We start from the raw sequence: 15,561 nt of genomic DNA on the forward strand, positions 1-15,561 counted from the left end.
TGGTTCTGCTCGAGCTTCCGTTCACGGGCGCGCTCGCGGGCCTGTTCACGCGCGCGCTCGGCCTCGCGCTGCGCGATGGCTTGCTGGTGGGCGAGCTCCTCGGCCGAGGGCCCCGTCCACAGGTTCAGCGACGCCAGCTCGATCGGTCGCTCGCGCTCGGCCACCTCGGCGCTGATCCAGCGGCCGGTGCTGAGCTGCAGCAGCGGCGCGCTGCACAGCCGCTTGTAGAGCTGGTCGTAGCGGTCGCCGCCGCTTCGCTTGCGCTGCTTCTTGCGCTTGCGACTGCGCCGGGACTCCGACTGTCCGTAGCGCTCGTGGAGCCGCATGAACAGGCCATGCAGCGCGTCGCGCAGCTCGATGAACCTTGCGCGCTTGCTGCGATTCTTTGGCATCCCGGCCTCGCTGCGGCGCTCGAACTGCTCGATCGCCTGGCCCCACAGATCGCAGGCCAAGCGATCGAGCAGCCGCTCTTGCGCGCGCGGAATGATGGCGTGGGTCCAGTCCTCGGAGATCGCCAACCCGGGGCCCGAGATCATGCCCGCGCACCAACACAGGTCAGAGATCACGCGCTTGTCGACGACCCGGCCGTGCTCGCCGAACATCACTTGGGCCTCGCCCTTGGCCAACCACAGCCAGCCTTCGAGGCCCTCGGCGTCAACCTGGATCTGGGCGATCGTGCGGTCCGGCGGGCCCTCGGGCATGCGCGGCGCGTGGGCTTGGCGCTGGCTGATCTCGCGCGCACGCGCGAGCTCGGCCTCGAGGTCGCGGAGATCACCAAACAAGGAGCGGAGCGTGGACTCGACGTCGTCGGCGTCGAGCACCACGACGGGCCCCTCTGGTAGCTCGAGGCTGGGGCGGCGGTAGGCAAGGTAAGGGAGCGGGCCAAGCTGGCGCGCGTCGGCCAGCTCGGCCGCCGACCAGGGCTTGCGCGCGCCCGCGAACACCGGGAGCGCGGCGAGGCGCTGGAACATCACGCGGCGCTTGCCGGAGCGGGAGTCGTAGCCACCGACACCCGGGGGCCACTGCGTCAGCAGGTGCCGAACCAGCTCGGCGGCGGTCGGTTTGTCGTGCGCCCTCATGCTCGCAAAGCGAGCGGCGAGCTCGGTCATCAAGGCGTCGACCCGGGCCTGGGCGAACTCGCGGACCCGGTCGCGCTCGGGCGCCGCGACGTCGTCGTGGGCGGCGTTGAGCTCGAGCGTGTCGAACTCGAGCGCGCCCACCAACGCGAGCGGCCGCGCGGGGAAGTCCAGCAGCGTGACCTCGCGGGAATTGGTGAACACGCGGATCTTGCTGCGCTCGATCGACTTTGGCGGCTCGATCGAGACGCCAAGCTCGCCGCGGACGCCGGGTTCGTCGATCGTGATGGCGACCAAGGTCGAGCCCCGCGCAACCCGGATCTCCGAGATCGTGCGGCGGCGAATGAAGCGAGCGCGACCGAGCAGCCAGTCGCTGACTTGCTCGAGCGACTGGCCGCCAAGCAGCGCGGTGAGCAGGCGATGCTCGATCGGGTCGAGGCTCAGGATCTCGAGCTCGGTGTCGGGCAGCGAGTCGAGCGAGAAGTCCTCGCCGACGAAGCTGATCGGCTGCCCGGCGGCGATCCGAACGAAGAGCTGATCGAGCGTGATGGCCCGCGTTCGGGCGGAGCGCCCGCGGGTGGCGGCGCCCTCGAGCCGATGAAACATGCGCAGCTCGAGCAGCTTGGCGAAGGTTGGGAGCAAGGCCCGGCGCAGCGCGGTGAGATCTTGCTCGGCGCTGGTTGGCCGCCGAGAGGCACGCCCAAGTCGCTCGCTCACGGCGGCGGCGGTCGGCAGCTGCTTGCGGCTGCGGAGGTGTCCCAGCGCCCGGTCGATGTCACGCGCCGGATACTGCTCGAGCAGCTCGAGCAGGCTCCCCAGCTCGATCACCGCATCCCCGGCGGCGAGCCGCTCACGCAGCTGCACGAAGGCCTGGGCGAGCCCACCCGAGCCAAGCACTACACCCGGGACCATCGCGAGCCACCACCACTCGCAGCGCTGGACGGCGTGGGGGCTGGTGCGCACGCGGTCGAGCTCCCGCTCGATGAGGCCCACGAGGCCACGCAGCAAGATCGGCCGCAGCGCCTGTGGATCTGCGAGCGCGGCGAAGCTCGGCGCGACCTCGAGCTCGTCACTCTCGACCCAGGCCGTGAGCCCCGGCAGCGGCAGCGTGATCTCGGTGCGACACAGCGCGCGACCGCGGTGGTAGACGTCGACGGCGGTGCGGCCCTCGCTGGCGGCCGTGAACGCGAACTCGGTCAGCCCCAGCTCGCCCCGCTGTTGGGGCAGTTGGGACTCCAGCTCGACGCTGCGCAGGGCTGGCCGGGACAGCGCCAGCGGCTGCTCGGGGCGCTCGAGAAAGCTCGCGCGGCGGCGCAGCCACGCCAGCCGCTCGGCGAAGGGATCGAGGACGTCGTTGCCGATCAGCTGCCGCAGCACCTCGCGGTCGGCCTTCTCGAGCCACAGCACCTCGGTATCGAGCTTGGGCAGCGGATCCGCGCCGTGGTCGGCACCCGGCTCGAGCCACGCGATGCGCTTGCCCAGTGCGTGCTGGGCAGCCAGCTCGGCCAGTGAGCGGGGGGGGCCTTCGACGCTGGGGAACAGCGGCACCCGTGTGAGCGGGTGCTGGGCTTCGGTTGGTTCGCCCAACGCCCAGATCGGCGTGATCTTGCCGCGCGCGAGCTCGCGCTGGGCCTGCTTGCGCTTGAACCCAAACGCCGCCAAGAACGCGAGGCCATAGTCCGACTGGCAGACCTCTCGTACATAGGTTCGCACCAGCGCCCGCAGCTCGGTGTGCTGCACCGTGATCGCGCCGCCGTCAGCGAGCTTGGTGAGCGCGCGCTCGAGCGCCTCGAGCACGGCCACCAGCGCCGCCGCGAGCATCGGCGTTGGTTGGGCGTCGTCGTAGCTGTCGTTGGGGGTGAAGTCGGCGCTGACGACCGCACACAGGCCAGGGAGCGGGCGATCGAGGGCGTGCTCTCGCAGCAGGCAGCCCTCGGTGACGAGCCGCAACCAGCTGTCGTGGTGGCCGAGCGAGCGCAGGCCGACCTCGCCGCGGATCATTGTGGGTTCTTGGCCCGCTCGCTCCTGGCCCAGATACTCGGCCGAGATCGGCTCGCGGACCACGTGGTAGCCGTCGCCAAGCTCGGGCAGGTGCCGCCGTGTCATGAACACCAGGCGCTTCTCTTGGCGCGCGGCCTCGCGCCGCAGCGCGCTGGTGTAGTCGTGCATCTGCGCGCCAAACAGCTGATCGAGCAGCTCCGCGATCGGGCCTGGGGGAGCGAACAGCACGAAGGGCACGTCGACCGGCGCGAACGGAAAGTCCTCGCTGGCGTGGCGGATCGGCTCGTTGGACTCGATCAGCGCGCGGGTGCTGATCGGCGCGGCGCCGATCACCGGCCACAGCGGGACCTCGGCGACGGCAGCGAACACAGGGTCCTTGGCGAGCGCGCGCCCGAGCTTGTCGGGCGCCCGCTTGTGCAGCCACGCGCGCAGGGTCTCGTCAGCCCACTCGGGCGCGGCCCCGGCCACGCGCCGCTCGGCGAGGCGCAGGATCATCTGATCCTGGGCAAGGATGATCGCGTCGATGACCGCGAGGTAGCCCGGGTCATGGAGCAGCTTGGTCTGCGACACGTCCTTGCCAAAGCGCGGGCTGTCGACGATCGCGTCGAAGCCCGGGACCGCGCGAAAGTTGACCGTCCGGCGCTCCATGAACACGCCGTTGGACAGCAGCGAGGCGCCGGGCTCGTTGAACGTGTCCTGGCCGGGGTCGGCGAGCAGCCCCAACGCCGCGCGGCCGATCGTGACGCCCTCGTCGACGACGTCGACCTGTGTCCACGACTCGCCCGCGAACTCCATGGGGCCCGAGATCTGCTTGCCGTTGACGAACACGGGGATCCGCGACCAACGACAGCGCTCGCGCAGCAGCGTGACCTCGGCCAGGGTGTCGCCCAGGCTGCGAAAGAACTCGACGATCAGCCCGGGCCTGAACCGATCTTTGACGTGAATCCAGTTACCGGGGGGCTGCCCGGTCACGCGCGAGACTTCGTCGGGCTGATCGGGGCGCAGCTCGAGCGCGGTCCCGGTGCCGTCGGCCGCCACGCTCACGACTCGCGCAAACTTTGGGTTGAGCGCCATCGCCGAGTTGAGGGCGAACGCGAGCTGCTGTAGCCCACGCAGGCGCTGCAGCTCCTCGACCAGGTCTGTCGCCTCGGCGCTAGCGAACAACGACCCATAGATGTTCTCGAGCTGCTCGTAGCTGAACACCGCGCCCTCGAAGCGCAGGTGCAGATCATCGCTGTCAATCTCGAACTCGAGCTGGCGCGCGCCGCTGGTGGACGCGGCCTCGACCAGCAACAGCACGTAGCAGTGGGGATCCGCGAGCTGATACTGGCGCAGCTTCTCGCGGGCCTTCTCGGGATCGATCGTGAACCCGCCCTTGGCCTCGAGCTGCCCCTCGGACATCAGCTGCTCGACGAGACTGCTCATGCTTGGACACCTCGCCGCAACAACCGGTGATCGTGGGTGAGCACCGCGAGCGCCTCGTCGATCTTGGCGTCGAGCCGGGTGCCCAAGAAGAAGGCCTTGACCGCGAGATACGCGGCGAGCTCGGGTTCGGACTGGGCGAGCCCGGCGATCGTGCGGATGCTGGGGTGGTCGGCGTTGAGCACGACGACGCGCCGGCTCGAGAGCAGCCCGGTGCCAAGCTCGCCAGCGTCGTCGACCAGCGTGGCTTCGCCAAACTCCGCCTGGGTGATCGCCACGCGATCGGCGACGGCGGAGTCGGGGTAGTCGAGGTGACCCAGGCGCACCCCGCCAAGCTTGGCCCCCCACGCGTCGAGCAGCCGGGCGACCTGCGAGGCGAGTACCTGCCAGCGCGTGGCCTCGTCGGTGTTGTTCGGCGGCAGCGCGGTGCACCAGCGCGTGACGTGGGTGACCCGGGGCGCGATCGCTTCTAGCAACGCCGCACCGCGCTCACAGTCCTTGGGCAGCAGCACCAGCGTCGCGCCGTCACGCTCGAGCAGCTCGGTCAGCGGGCTCGCGACCCGGGCCACGATGACCTCGCGTCGCTTGGGCCTGCGCAGCGGTTGCCACCCGACCCACGCCCCGCTGGGGCTGCGAAACAAAGCGGAGTTGGGCGGCTCGGGGACGGCGTGCTTGGCCTGTTCGTGAAATCGCGCGGCGGCCCACAAGTGCTCGAGCCACGCGTGATCCTGGTCGGGCCCGTGCTCGGGCCCGTGGTCGGGCCCGTGGTCGGGCCCGTGGTCGGGCCCTTGCTCGGGACCGTGCTCGCGGATCGCCGCGTCGAGCTTGGCGAACACCTGCTCGCACAGCTCGCCCGCGATCAGCTCGTTGACGGCGGCCATCAATTTGTCGAAGCGAGCGTCGCGGATCACGTCGTCGCGGGTGAGGGTGTGCTCGAGCTTGGCCGACGAGGCTTTGAACGCGATCCCGGGGATCGCCTGATCCAGCCCGTCTTCGACCAGGGTCAGGCCGCGGTTGTAGAAGCCCGCGAAGCCCTGGCCGTCGAGCGGGTGGCCGACGACGATGATCTCGTTGTCTTGCTCGCGGCGGACCTTGCAGGGCGCGCTCAGATCGATCGCTTCGTTGATCAGCTCGCCGTCGACGCGAACCTCACCGCCAACGTGCTTGCACCAATAGCGCACGACCTCGGCCGCGCGGGCGCGGAACGCCGCGTACTCGGCCTTGGTGGCTGGCTTGAAGATCGAGATCTTGGTGCCCTCGACGGGCTGATCCCGGCGGATCAGCGAGAACCGGCGCTGCTCGTCAAACACCACGCGCCAGTGCTCGCCGTCGCGCGAGGTGTCGATCGAGACCGCGGCCGGCTGGATCGCAAACACCGAGACGAAGCCGATCCCGAACTTGCCGATCTTGGTCATGTCCCCGTCTTTGGTCGACGAGAACAGCCGCGTGAGCCGGGTGTCGATGATCTCGCGGTTCATGCCCGCACCCCAGTCGTCGACGTGGATCGTCATCATCCCGCGCTCGTACTCGAACCACACCTCGACCTCGTCCGAGCCTGCGTCCAGCGCGTTTTGGATCAGCTCGCGGAAGCAGGCCATCGCGTCCGAGAACTGGTTGACGAGGCGATCGAGCGCGTCGTCGACGGACAGTGGTTCGGGCTGAGCCACGGGCTCCGCGAGGATAGCATTGTGACCCGCTCGGGCGAGCGTTCTCGCCTGCTCGCCGGACTGTCTCTGGTTCGGGCGACCGGCATACTGCGAGCCCCGAACGACAACGGCAGGAGCGGCCCCAGATGGGCCTGGAGTCGTGAATTCAGGCTGATCGGCATGCCGGCCGACGGGGCAGCGGACGGCTGCGACATCGCCCGCCGCGTCGCGGTGGGGTACGTCTGCAGGCATGCGATTCGCCTCGCTCCCGATCACGCTCCGGCAGCTGCAGTACGCGTGCGCCGTGGCGGAGCAGCGCAGCTTTCGAAAGGCGGCGGCCCTCTGTCATGTCTCGCAGCCGTCGCTGAGCGCCCAGATCGCCGAGCTCGAGCGCATGCTCGAGGTTCAGCTGTTCGAGCGAGACCGTCGCGGTGTGCTGTTGACGCGGGCGGGTGAGGCGGTGATCCCTCGGGCCCGCGCGTTGCTGCTCGCGGCTGACGACGTCGTCGACATCGCCACCCGACACGCCGATCCGCTCGCGGGCTTGCTGCGCGTCGGGGTGATTCCGACGATCGGGCCGTACTTGCTGCCGGACCTCGACCCGGCTCTGCGCGAGGCGTTTCCCAAGCTGCGCTTGCAGTGGACCGAGGACAAGACCGAGACCCTGGTAGGCATGCTGGGCGCGGGCGATCTCGACGTGGCGCTGCTGGCCCTCGAGGCCGAGATCGGCGAGCTCGAGTACGCGAAGGTTGGCGAGGATCCCTTCGTGTTGGCGGCCCCGCGCGGGCACGCGTTGGCGGCCCGACGCAGCGCGGTGACGCTCGAGACGCTCGCGGACGCGAAGGTGTACCTGCTCGATGACGGCCACTGTTTTCGCGAGCAGGCCGCGGATCTGTGCGCAGCCACGGGGGCCGAGCAGCAGGAGTTTCGGGCCACGAGCTTGACGACCTTGGTCCAGCTCACCGGCAGCGGCGACGGCGTGACGATCCTTCCCTCGCTCGCGGTCGAGGTCGAGAACCGCCGGGCGCAGCTGGTGATCCGAAAATTCCGCCGGCCCGCGCCGCGGCGAACGATCGTGTTCGCGTGGCGGCGGGGCTCGGCGTTGGCGGACTCGCTGCGCGAGCTGGCGGATCCGGCCCGGCGGGCGCTCGCGGTAGCGACCCGCGGCGGCTGACCTAACGCTGCGCGAGCTGGGCCAGCGCCGCCTGCACGCCTTCGGCGTAGGCCGGATCTGCGTGGCCAAAGTGCGCGAGCTGGCGGTCGATGATCGGCTTGGGCACGCCGACCATCGCCTCGGCGATGTTCATGAACAGGCGCTGCTTTTGCTCGGCGTCGAACAGCCGAAACAGGTCGCCGGCTTGCGAGTAGTCGTTGTTGCCCGCCCGGTGATCATGCCGCGCGCCAGCCCCTTCGAGCGCCAGCGGGGGCTCGTCGTGGGCGTGATCCTGGGTCGCCCCGCCGAAGCTATTGGGCTCATAGTAGGCGTCCGGGTTGCCGGTCTTGGCCTCGAAGAAGCGCATCGCGCCGTCCTTGTGATAGTGGTGAACAGGACACTTTGGCGCGTTGACGGGCAGCGCCTCGTAGTGGGTGCCAAGCCGATAGCGGTGGGCGTCGGCGTAGGCAAAGATCCGAGCCTGCAGCACCTTGTCGGGCGAGAACCCGATCCCTGGGACGATGTTCGAGGGCGAGAACGCGGCCTGCTCGGCCTCGGCAAAGTAGTTGTCGAGGTTGCGGTCGAGCTGCAGCACGCCAACGTCGATCAAGGGATAGTCCGCGTGGGGCCAGACCTTGGTCAGATCAAACGGGTTGTAGGGTGTGGTGGCGGCGTCGGCCTCGGGCATGACCTGGATCTTCAGATCCCAGCGCGGGAACTCGCTGCGCTCGATCGCACCAAACAGATCCTCCTGGTAGCTCTCGCGGCTCTTGCCGATCACCTGCTCGGACTCGCGGTTGGTCAGGTGTTGGTGGCCTTGCTGGGTCTTGAAGTGGAACTTGACCCAGTGCCGCTCACCAGCTGCGCTGATCAGCGAGAAGGTGTGCGAGCCGTAGCCGTTCATGAATCGCGGGCTGGTTGGGATCCCGCGATCCGAGAACAAGATCGTGACTTGGTGCAGGCTCTCGGGTGACAGCGACCAAAAGTCCCACATCGCGGTGGTGTTGCGCAGGTTGGTCTTTGGGTGACGCTTCTGGGTGTGGATGAAGTCGGGGAATTTGAGCGGGTCGCGGATGAAGAACACCGGGGTGTTGTTGCCGACCAGATCCCAGTTGCCCTCCTGGGTGTAGAACTTGAGCGAGAACCCGCGAACGTCACGCTCGGCGTCGGCGGCTCCTTGCTCGCCAGCGACGGTCGAGAACCGGGCCAAGATCGGCGTCTGTTCACCAACCTTGGCGAACAGCTTGGCCTTGGTGTAGCGCGTGATGTCGTGGGTGACCGTGAAGGTCCCGCGCGCGCCCCAGCCCTTGGCGTGCACGACTCGCTCGGGGATCCGCTCGCGGTTTTGATGGGCCAGCTTCTCGAGCAGCTGGTAGTCCTGCATCAACAGCGGGCCGCGGGGGCCGGCGGACAGGCTGTTTTGGTTGTCGGAGATCGGGGCGCCGGCGGTGGTGGTCAATTTGGGTTGCGTGCTCATGTCGGTGATCCAACCTAGGCGCGCCCGACTGACAGGACCAATACAACGTTTGATATGAGGTGATAGCCTGTGGCTATCACATGCACGAGCTAGTCGGAGCGGCGACGGTGCTTGCGTTTTCGCCGGCTCGCGCGCGCCGGCGCGCTGGCCAGCTCGGTCGGCCCACGCCAGCGTCCGTCGTGCTCGACGCAGCCAAGCGCCCGCGCGAGCGCGGGCAGCTCGTCGACCGGAACCCCGGCCTGCCCGGCCAAGCTGGTTGGCAACTCGAAGCCGGGCTCGCCCGCGTCGGCGGCCGCTCGCGCCAGCTCGCGCAGCGAGGCGTCAACCCGCTCGACGATGTCGGCCCGCAGCGCCCGGGTCCCAAACACCGGGAAGCCCAGGGCCGTGTAGGCGTTCGGATCAACCTCGGGGTTGGGCACCAGCGCGACGGCCTTGGGCGCGGGCACGTCGACTCGCACACCGCGGGGCAGCGCGGCGTCGATCAACAGGGCCCGGACCCGCGGGGCGTCGCCACGCAGCAGCTTGGGCAGCCAGATCATCCGCGCCCCCATGCGCACGCCAAGCCTGGTGAGCAGGTTGTGATCGCGCCCGGCCAGGCGCTGCAGCTGCGGCTTCGCGGCGTCGCGGTGGATCGTGCCCAGGCCCTGCTCGAGCTGGTAGATCAGCCCGCGGGCGTCGCTCGACAGCTTGTCGACGGCGGGCTGGCGCAAGGGGGCGAGCAGCTCGTTGACGAGGTCGCGGGCCCAGGCGATCAACCGCCGTTGGATCCGGGCCCGGGCCCCAGCGCCAAGCGCCTCACCGATCGTCAGCGCGACCTCGGGCCGGACCAGATCCACGCCGCGAACGAGGTGGCCAAGCTCGAGCGCGCCGTCGCGGATCGTGCCCCGATCATCGACGACAAAGCGCTCGTGCGGCGCCTCGACCAACGCTTGGACCCACGCGTCGTCGCGCTCGCCGGCTCGCAGCTCGGGCGCGAGCTCGACCTCGAGCAGCTTGGCGAAGGGCCCCGCGGCCACGGCCTCGCGGTCGATGCTGACCGGCCGCCGCTTGGGTTGCTTGGGTTGCCGCGGCTGGCGGGGGCTTTGGTGGGCAGGCGGCCCGCGACGCGACTCGCGTTCGACGAAGCGGGCGACCAAGCGCTCGTGCAGCGCGTCGCTGAGCCGATCCTCGACCGCCCGCGTGCGCCCCTGCCAGTGCTCGGCGTCCACGATCCAGGCCCGGTGATTGCTGACGTAGGTCCACGTTCGCACGAACGCGATCCGCCCCATCAGCACATGAATGTCGCCGTCGGTGTCGTCGATCCGCGCGATCCGTTGGTTCATCCAATCCGGGTCCAGGCGCCCGCGCGGGCTGGTCAGCTGCACGTAGATCTGGGTCAGCAGGTCGACGTGGCCATCGAGCGCGAGCTTGCGAAAGTCGGGGATCTGGCACACCTCCCACAGCAGCTCGACGGCGGCCCGGCCCTTGGCGCGGGCCTGGATCTGCTCGCGCGCAGCGAGCTGAACCAGCGTGTCAAAGTCCTCGGCTTGGCGAACCAGCTCGAGCAGCTTGCGCGGCGGCCGTTGCTTGAGCGAGGCGATCAGCGCCTCGACCGAGCGGAAGTCCAATTGCGAGGCCGTCGTCCGCCACACCACCCGGCTCACGTTGGCGAAGCGGTGGGTCTCGATCGCGTCGACGAGCTGAGCCCCCAACGCGGGCAGCGGCGCGAGCGTGCAGAATTGGCCGTCGTTGTGGGCGCGCCCCGCCCGGCCGGCGATCTGGGCCAGCTCCGCCGGCTCGAGCTCGCGCAGCTCGTGCCCGTCGTACTTGCGCAGCGAAGCGAACGCGACCATGTCAACGTCCATGTTCAGGCCCATCCCGATCGCGTCGGTCGCAACCATGTAGTCGACCTCGCCCGCTTGATACAGGGCGACCTGGGCGTTGCGCGTGCGCGGTGACAGGGCCCCCAGCACAACCGCCGCCCCGCCCCTGCGCTGGCGCAGGCGCTCGGCGAGCTCGTAGACCTCGTTGGTCGAGAACGCCACGATCGCGGTCCGCGGGGGCAGGGCGCCCAGCGACATGCAGCCCGCGCCCCGCAGCTGGCTGAGCCGTGGGTGTCGATCGATCGTCGCGGTCGGGACCAGCTGCTCGATGATCGGTCTGATGGTCTCGGCGCCCATGAACCAGGTCTCGCGGGTGCCCCGGGCGTGGAGCAGGCGATCCGTGAACACGTGGCCGCGCTGGCGGTGGGCCGCGAGCTGGATCTCGTCGACCGCCAAGAAATCAACCTCGCGCTCGACGGGCATCGACTCGACCGTGCACACCCAGTAGTCCGGTCGCGCCGGGATCCGCTTTTCTTCGCCGGTGACCAGCGCGACCCGGGACTCGCCGACCCGCGCGCTGACGCGATCATAGACCTCGCGCGCCAGCAGCCGCAGCGGCAGCCCGATCATGCCGGTCCGGTGCTCCAGCATCCGCTCGATCGCCCGATGGGTCTTGCCGGTGTTGGTGGGCCCCAACGTAGCGACCACGCCCACGCCGGGGATCCCGGGTGTGATGCCGTGGCCGTGCATGACCGCAAGGTAGTCCAGACTCGCTGTGCGCGGGGGGCGGACGTTCTATGGTCACCGCATGCACGCTCTCGACATCGCCGATCAGACCGGGCCCATCGTCGTCACGCTGATCTACCTGGCGCTCTACTACGCGTTTCAGATCCGCCAGCTGCAGGTCAAGACCAGGCTTGGGCGCGAGTACCTCGCCCGCGGCGAGAAATTCGATCGCTACTTTAGCCAAGATCGCGAAATGCTGGCGGCCGACCGAACCCAGCTCAACATGCTCGAGCACATGCCGCCGTTTCTGGCCTTGTTCTGGCTCAACGCAGTGTTCGTGGGGCCCGGCGGCGCGACGATCGCTGGCGGCCTCTACGTCGCGGCCCGGGCCCTGTATCCCTTGGTGCTTGGCCGGCGCCTGGGTCGGGGCATCCGCGCGCAGGTGTTGATCTCTACAGGGACCGGGTACGCGGTGCTGGCCTACTTCATGGGGGCGCTGGTCTGGCAGCTGCTGGCCTGATCGGGGTCCAGACAAAAAATTGGGGGTCGCGGTGACGCCTTGTCGCTTGGCCGGTGTTGGAGGAGCGCAATGTCTGACTTCATCCAACTCCTCTCTTCCCTTTCTTTGCGCCCTCAGCCCGGATCCTCCTTGCGGTATCCCATGCGATTGGGCGCGCTGGGCCTGCTCGCGGGGGTTGTGGGTGCCTGCACGATCACCGTTGGCGACGGCAACTGGTCCGACGGCGTCGAGGAGTGCTACGACGAGTACGGCGACTGCATGGATGACATCGACGGGCCCGGCGACATCGCCGTCTGCGACGCCCTGCTCGACACCTGCCTCGAGGCTTGCGACCGCGAGCACGGCTATGGCGACGATGGGCACGACTCGGGTAGTTCGGGTAGCTCGGGCGACTCCGGGGACTCTGGGGATGGGGACACCGACGAACCGGACGACGGCGACGGGGATCCGCCTCCGCACGACGATGACGGCGGCGACGGGGATGGCGACGGCGACGGCGATGGGCCCGATCCCGCGTGCTTCGAGATCCACGCCTCGTGTATCGATCTCGCCGAGACGATCCAGGACGTCGAGGCCTGCAACGCGCTATTCGACAATTGTGTCGATCCGGGTCCGTGCGAGAGCTGCGAGGAGCCCGGCTGCCCGCAAGATCAGCTCGACGCGTGCGTGAGTGGCTATGCCAACTGCGCGGAGCAGGCGACCACGGCCGAGGATGTGTTTGTCTGCGAGGGCATGTTCGACGGTTGCATTGGGGAGTTTGACGTCGAGCTGTGCCTGCCCAATTACGATGACGAGCTGGTGCTCGCGTGCCTTGGGCAGCACGATCTGTGCGCGGCCTGTGCCGACGGGCCGGAGGAGCTCGCGGCGTGCAAGACCACGTTTGATAATTGCCTGGAAGGCTAGCTAGCTAAGAAGGCGGTGGAGCTGCGCGAGGGGCTGCTAGCCCTTCGGCGGGTTGGGGAAGTTTCGCAATGATGGCGCGGCCTTGGCCCGCATCCCGCCGTGATCGTTGGGCTTCTTCATACCGTGTGGTCCCGGCGGGTTCGGGGGTGGAGCCTGCTGCAGCCGAGTCACAGCACAAGGGCAGCACCGGTTCTTGTCGGCTGAGCGGTGGCGGGGTGCGGACAGGCAAGGGCGTGATCCTTGCACAGAACGCGTCGTCGCTCGGGCCGCGGGATGGACTGGCGACGGCGCCGTCGAGAGGTAGACTCGTCGCTCGGCCGCTCAGTTCTGCCACGAAATGTACTCGCATCGACCTGTGAATGCCAGTCCGCCCACCGACGACGCGACTCGGCGTAGGGGCACACCTGATCGGGTCTGGCCTCCGACGCGCTCGCGGAGGTCTCAATATTTATGGTGAGCCAGAACGTCCGACTCCCATCAGTTTTGGTGGATCTTCTTGGCCTTGCAGACCAATGAACTCGAGCCTTCGACGGTCACCTTGCTGCCCTTGAGGACGATCTTGCCCCCACTCTCGAGCGTGAGACTCGACGATCCACACTTGAGCTCGATCTTGTCGGCGGCGGTCAGGATCAACGTGCTGCCCGCGTTGGCATTGAAGGCCGCGCCAGAGGCCAGGTCGACGTTCGAGCCAGCCTGCGCGCTGAAGTTCGACCCGGCATCGAGGCCCACGTTGGTCCGTGCAGACCCAGAGATGTTGGCGGCGCTCAGCCCATAGTTGCCGACCACGGTCTCGGTGCTCATCCCACCCACTGCCACGGTCTTCAAGCCACCTATCTCCTGCGACATGAGCCCGCCGACCATCGTATTGAACATGCCGCCAACCGTCACCGACATGAGCCCGGTGACAGTGGTGCTTTTGGCCGCGCCGACTGTCTGTGACGCGTTCGCGCCAATTGCCTGCGTCATGTTGGCCCCCACCGTCTCGCTCAGGTCCGCACCGACGCCGATCGTCTGGTTGACGCCGATCGTCACGGTCTGATCCGTCCCCACGTCGAGGCTCATGGCTGCGCCGATCGTCTCCCTGTGGTTGGAGCCGACACAGATCGTCTTGTCGACGCCGACGTCCTCTGACTGGTTGTTGCCAACGGTCTTGCTACGATCACGGCCGACGCTCAATATCTCGTCGTTGCCGGTGCTCTTGGAGGTATCGTTGTTGATCTCGACGAGCCAGTCTTTTTGGCCGTGGATGTAAATCTCCTCGGCGCCAGCAGCATCTTCGAAGCGCAGCTCGTTGCTGCCGCTGCCGCCCGGTGAGGAGTTGGTGCGCCAGCCGCTCTGGGTCACGTTGTCGGGCAGCGAGAACGGAGGCTCGTGCGCGCCGTTGTAGACGCAACCGGTGACCAGCGGCCGATCCGGGTTGCCATCGAGGAACTCGACGACGACCTCCATGCCGACCCGCGGGATGAACTGCGCCCCCCAGCCCCCGGCGGCCCAGCTTTGTGCGCAGCGGACCCAGCACGAGGCATCGGCAGCGTAGCTCGGCTCCTCCTGCCAGTGGAACTGGACCTGGATCCGTCCGTACTCATCGGTGTGGATCTCCCCATCACCGACGACGGTCGCGGTCTGTGGACCGCGTGTGTAGGGCTTGGGCGTGTGGAGGAGCGGTCGGATCGGCCGCTCGAAGGGCACGCACTGGAATTCGTTGGTGTAGATGGCGGAGTTGGTGCCCAAAGACCCGGCGTAGCCGGGCCCACCGTGGTGTCTCACCTCGAGCACGATATAATCGTGCGGAACGCCGTCGGCGCTGTGGGCGTCGGTCGTGAACCTCAGTCCCGGACGGAGCCCGACGGCGTTGCTCTGACCCCACGCCATGTTGCCCGGTTGCGCCAGGGCCTCGCTGAGATCGACGCTGCGCAGCTCGAGATCGTCTTGTTCGAAGCGGCGGTGACTGTGGCTGTAGACCTGGCGAATGATCCCCTTCGGGTCGCCCTCGCCATGTGCTGTGGTCAACAGCTCGGTGGGGTGTCGCCAGTCGTAGTCACGCCGTAACACCTTGGTGCTCGTCAGGCGCTGTGACCACTCGAGGCCCTGCAGCGACTCGAATTCGGTCAGTTCCGGCGATCCAGTGATAAGCGGAAAATTCGGCCCCCCGTCGACATTCTCGGCGGCCGGGTACTGATCGTTGGTTTCACACAAGACCAGGACCTCGTGACCCGCGCCCAGATCATGATTCCAATAGTAGTTGATCCCCTCCTCCTCCAGTAGCCGGCGTACGAAGTCGTAGTCGGACTCCCGATATTGAACACAGTAGCGGCGCGGGCTCGTGCCGCGCGAGTGCACGTCGCAGCGCAGCGTCCGGCCGTAGTCACCGAGCGCAGCGTCGAGCACCTCGGTGACGATGTCGATGACAGAGGTCTCCTGCCATATCCGCGAGTGGCGGCGATACTCGGCCAGCTCGAAGGCCGAGACACCGTGCACCCGGACCAGGCCGCGGTGCTCGGCGTGACCACGAAAGTCAACGCCGAGCACCACCGCATAGACGGAGCGGCCCAGGGCCCCCGGTCGTTGCATTGAAAGCTCGACGCTCGAACCGAGCAGCTCTCCGAGTTCGGGCAGGGTCTCCGCCGCGAGCTCGAGTGTCAGCTCGGATCGTCCGTTGAGCGCCTCGGTGAACTCGTAAGACAGCAGCTGCCATGCTGCCTCGGGTCCACCTTGGAAGCTAACCATGTATTCGACTTGCGATATTGTTGCGATCATCTGGCATCCTCGGAGAATCATACAAGTAATGCTTCGTGGCCAGTGACCGCCCGGGTCGTCGACCGGCGGCAAGCTTGG

8 protein-coding genes are annotated in these 15,561 nt (G+C 68.1%); 3 read left to right on the top strand and 5 right to left on the bottom strand.

Features of this window, described 5'->3' with window-relative positions; all coding sequences use genetic code 11:
• Both DB30_RS33810 and DB30_RS33815 read right to left on the bottom strand, forming a co-directional pair.
• Window positions 1-4,502 (bottom strand): hypothetical protein (locus tag DB30_RS33810; protein ID WP_146661831.1); only part of this gene is annotated, 4,502 nt, incomplete at its 3' end.
• Window positions 4,499-6,166 carry a sacsin N-terminal ATP-binding-like domain-containing protein gene (locus DB30_RS33815; RefSeq protein WP_052556912.1) on the bottom strand — a complete coding sequence of 556 codons (1,668 nt, stop codon included), beginning with the start codon at window positions 6,164-6,166 and terminating at the stop codon, window positions 4,499-4,501. The genes DB30_RS33815 and DB30_RS33810, both read right to left, overlap by 4 nt.
• A gap of 229 nt (window positions 6,167-6,395) precedes the next feature.
• On the opposite strand from DB30_RS33815, the gene DB30_RS33820 reads away from it, so the two are divergent.
• Window positions 6,396-7,319 carry a LysR substrate-binding domain-containing protein gene (locus DB30_RS33820; protein WP_052556913.1) on the top strand — a complete coding sequence of 308 codons (924 nt, stop codon included), beginning with the start codon at window positions 6,396-6,398 and terminating at the stop codon, window positions 7,317-7,319.
• Between the two features lies 1 nt (window position 7,320).
• Here the strand turns inward: DB30_RS33820 and DB30_RS33825 are convergent, their stop codons facing one another.
• Together DB30_RS33825 and DB30_RS33830 are read right to left on the bottom strand one after the other, a co-directional pair.
• On the bottom strand, window positions 7,321-8,775 hold the full coding sequence (locus DB30_RS33825; RefSeq protein ID WP_052556916.1) for a catalase: 1,455 nt from the start codon (window positions 8,773-8,775) through the stop codon (window positions 7,321-7,323).
• A gap of 89 nt (window positions 8,776-8,864) precedes the next feature.
• The gene (locus DB30_RS33830) at window positions 8,865-11,327 is read right to left on the bottom strand and encodes a helicase-related protein (protein ID WP_240480394.1); all 2,463 of its coding nucleotides are present in this window, start codon (window positions 11,325-11,327) and stop codon (window positions 8,865-8,867) included.
• A 58-nt stretch (window positions 11,328-11,385) separates the two neighbouring features.
• Here DB30_RS33830 and DB30_RS33835 point away from each other — a divergent pair, with 58 nt between their 5' ends.
• A complete protein-coding gene (locus tag DB30_RS33835; protein ID WP_052556917.1) occupies window positions 11,386-11,823 on the top strand; it encodes an MAPEG family protein in 438 nt (145 codons plus the stop codon).
• Between the two features lie 141 nt (window positions 11,824-11,964).
• Window positions 11,965-12,726 (top strand): hypothetical protein, encoded by a 762-nt coding sequence (locus DB30_RS33840; RefSeq protein ID WP_052556920.1) that lies wholly within the window; start codon window positions 11,965-11,967, stop codon window positions 12,724-12,726.
• A gap of 477 nt (window positions 12,727-13,203) precedes the next feature.
• Here DB30_RS33840 and DB30_RS33845 read toward each other — a convergent pair whose 3' ends face one another.
• Window positions 13,204-15,453 carry a type VI secretion system Vgr family protein gene (locus tag DB30_RS33845; RefSeq protein WP_052556922.1) on the bottom strand — a complete coding sequence of 750 codons (2,250 nt, stop codon included), beginning with the start codon at window positions 15,451-15,453 and terminating at the stop codon, window positions 13,204-13,206.
• Between the last annotated feature and the right edge of the window lie 108 nt (window positions 15,454-15,561).

Source organism: Enhygromyxa salina, assembly GCF_000737335.2.
Lineage (GTDB): Bacteria > Myxococcota_A > Polyangia > Nannocystales > Nannocystaceae > Plesiocystis > Plesiocystis salina_C.

Bases quoted from the DNA above. Each gene is read 5' to 3' on its own strand.
- DB30_RS33825 (WP_052556916.1), bottom strand. From the start codon at position 8,775: ATGAGCACGCAACCCAAATTGACCACCACCGCCGGCGCCCCGATCTCC.
- DB30_RS33840 (WP_052556920.1), top strand. From the start codon at position 11,965: ATGCGATTGGGCGCGCTGGGCCTGCTCGCGGGGGTTGTGGGTGCCTGC.
- DB30_RS33820 (WP_052556913.1), top strand. From the start codon at position 6,396: ATGCGATTCGCCTCGCTCCCGATCACGCTCCGGCAGCTGCAGTACGCG.
- DB30_RS33835 (WP_052556917.1), top strand. From the start codon at position 11,386: ATGCACGCTCTCGACATCGCCGATCAGACCGGGCCCATCGTCGTCACG.
- DB30_RS33845 (WP_052556922.1), bottom strand. From the start codon at position 15,453: ATGGTTAGCTTCCAAGGTGGACCCGAGGCAGCATGGCAGCTGCTGTCT.
- DB30_RS33830 (WP_240480394.1), bottom strand. From the start codon at position 11,327: ATGCACGGCCACGGCATCACACCCGGGATCCCCGGCGTGGGCGTGGTC.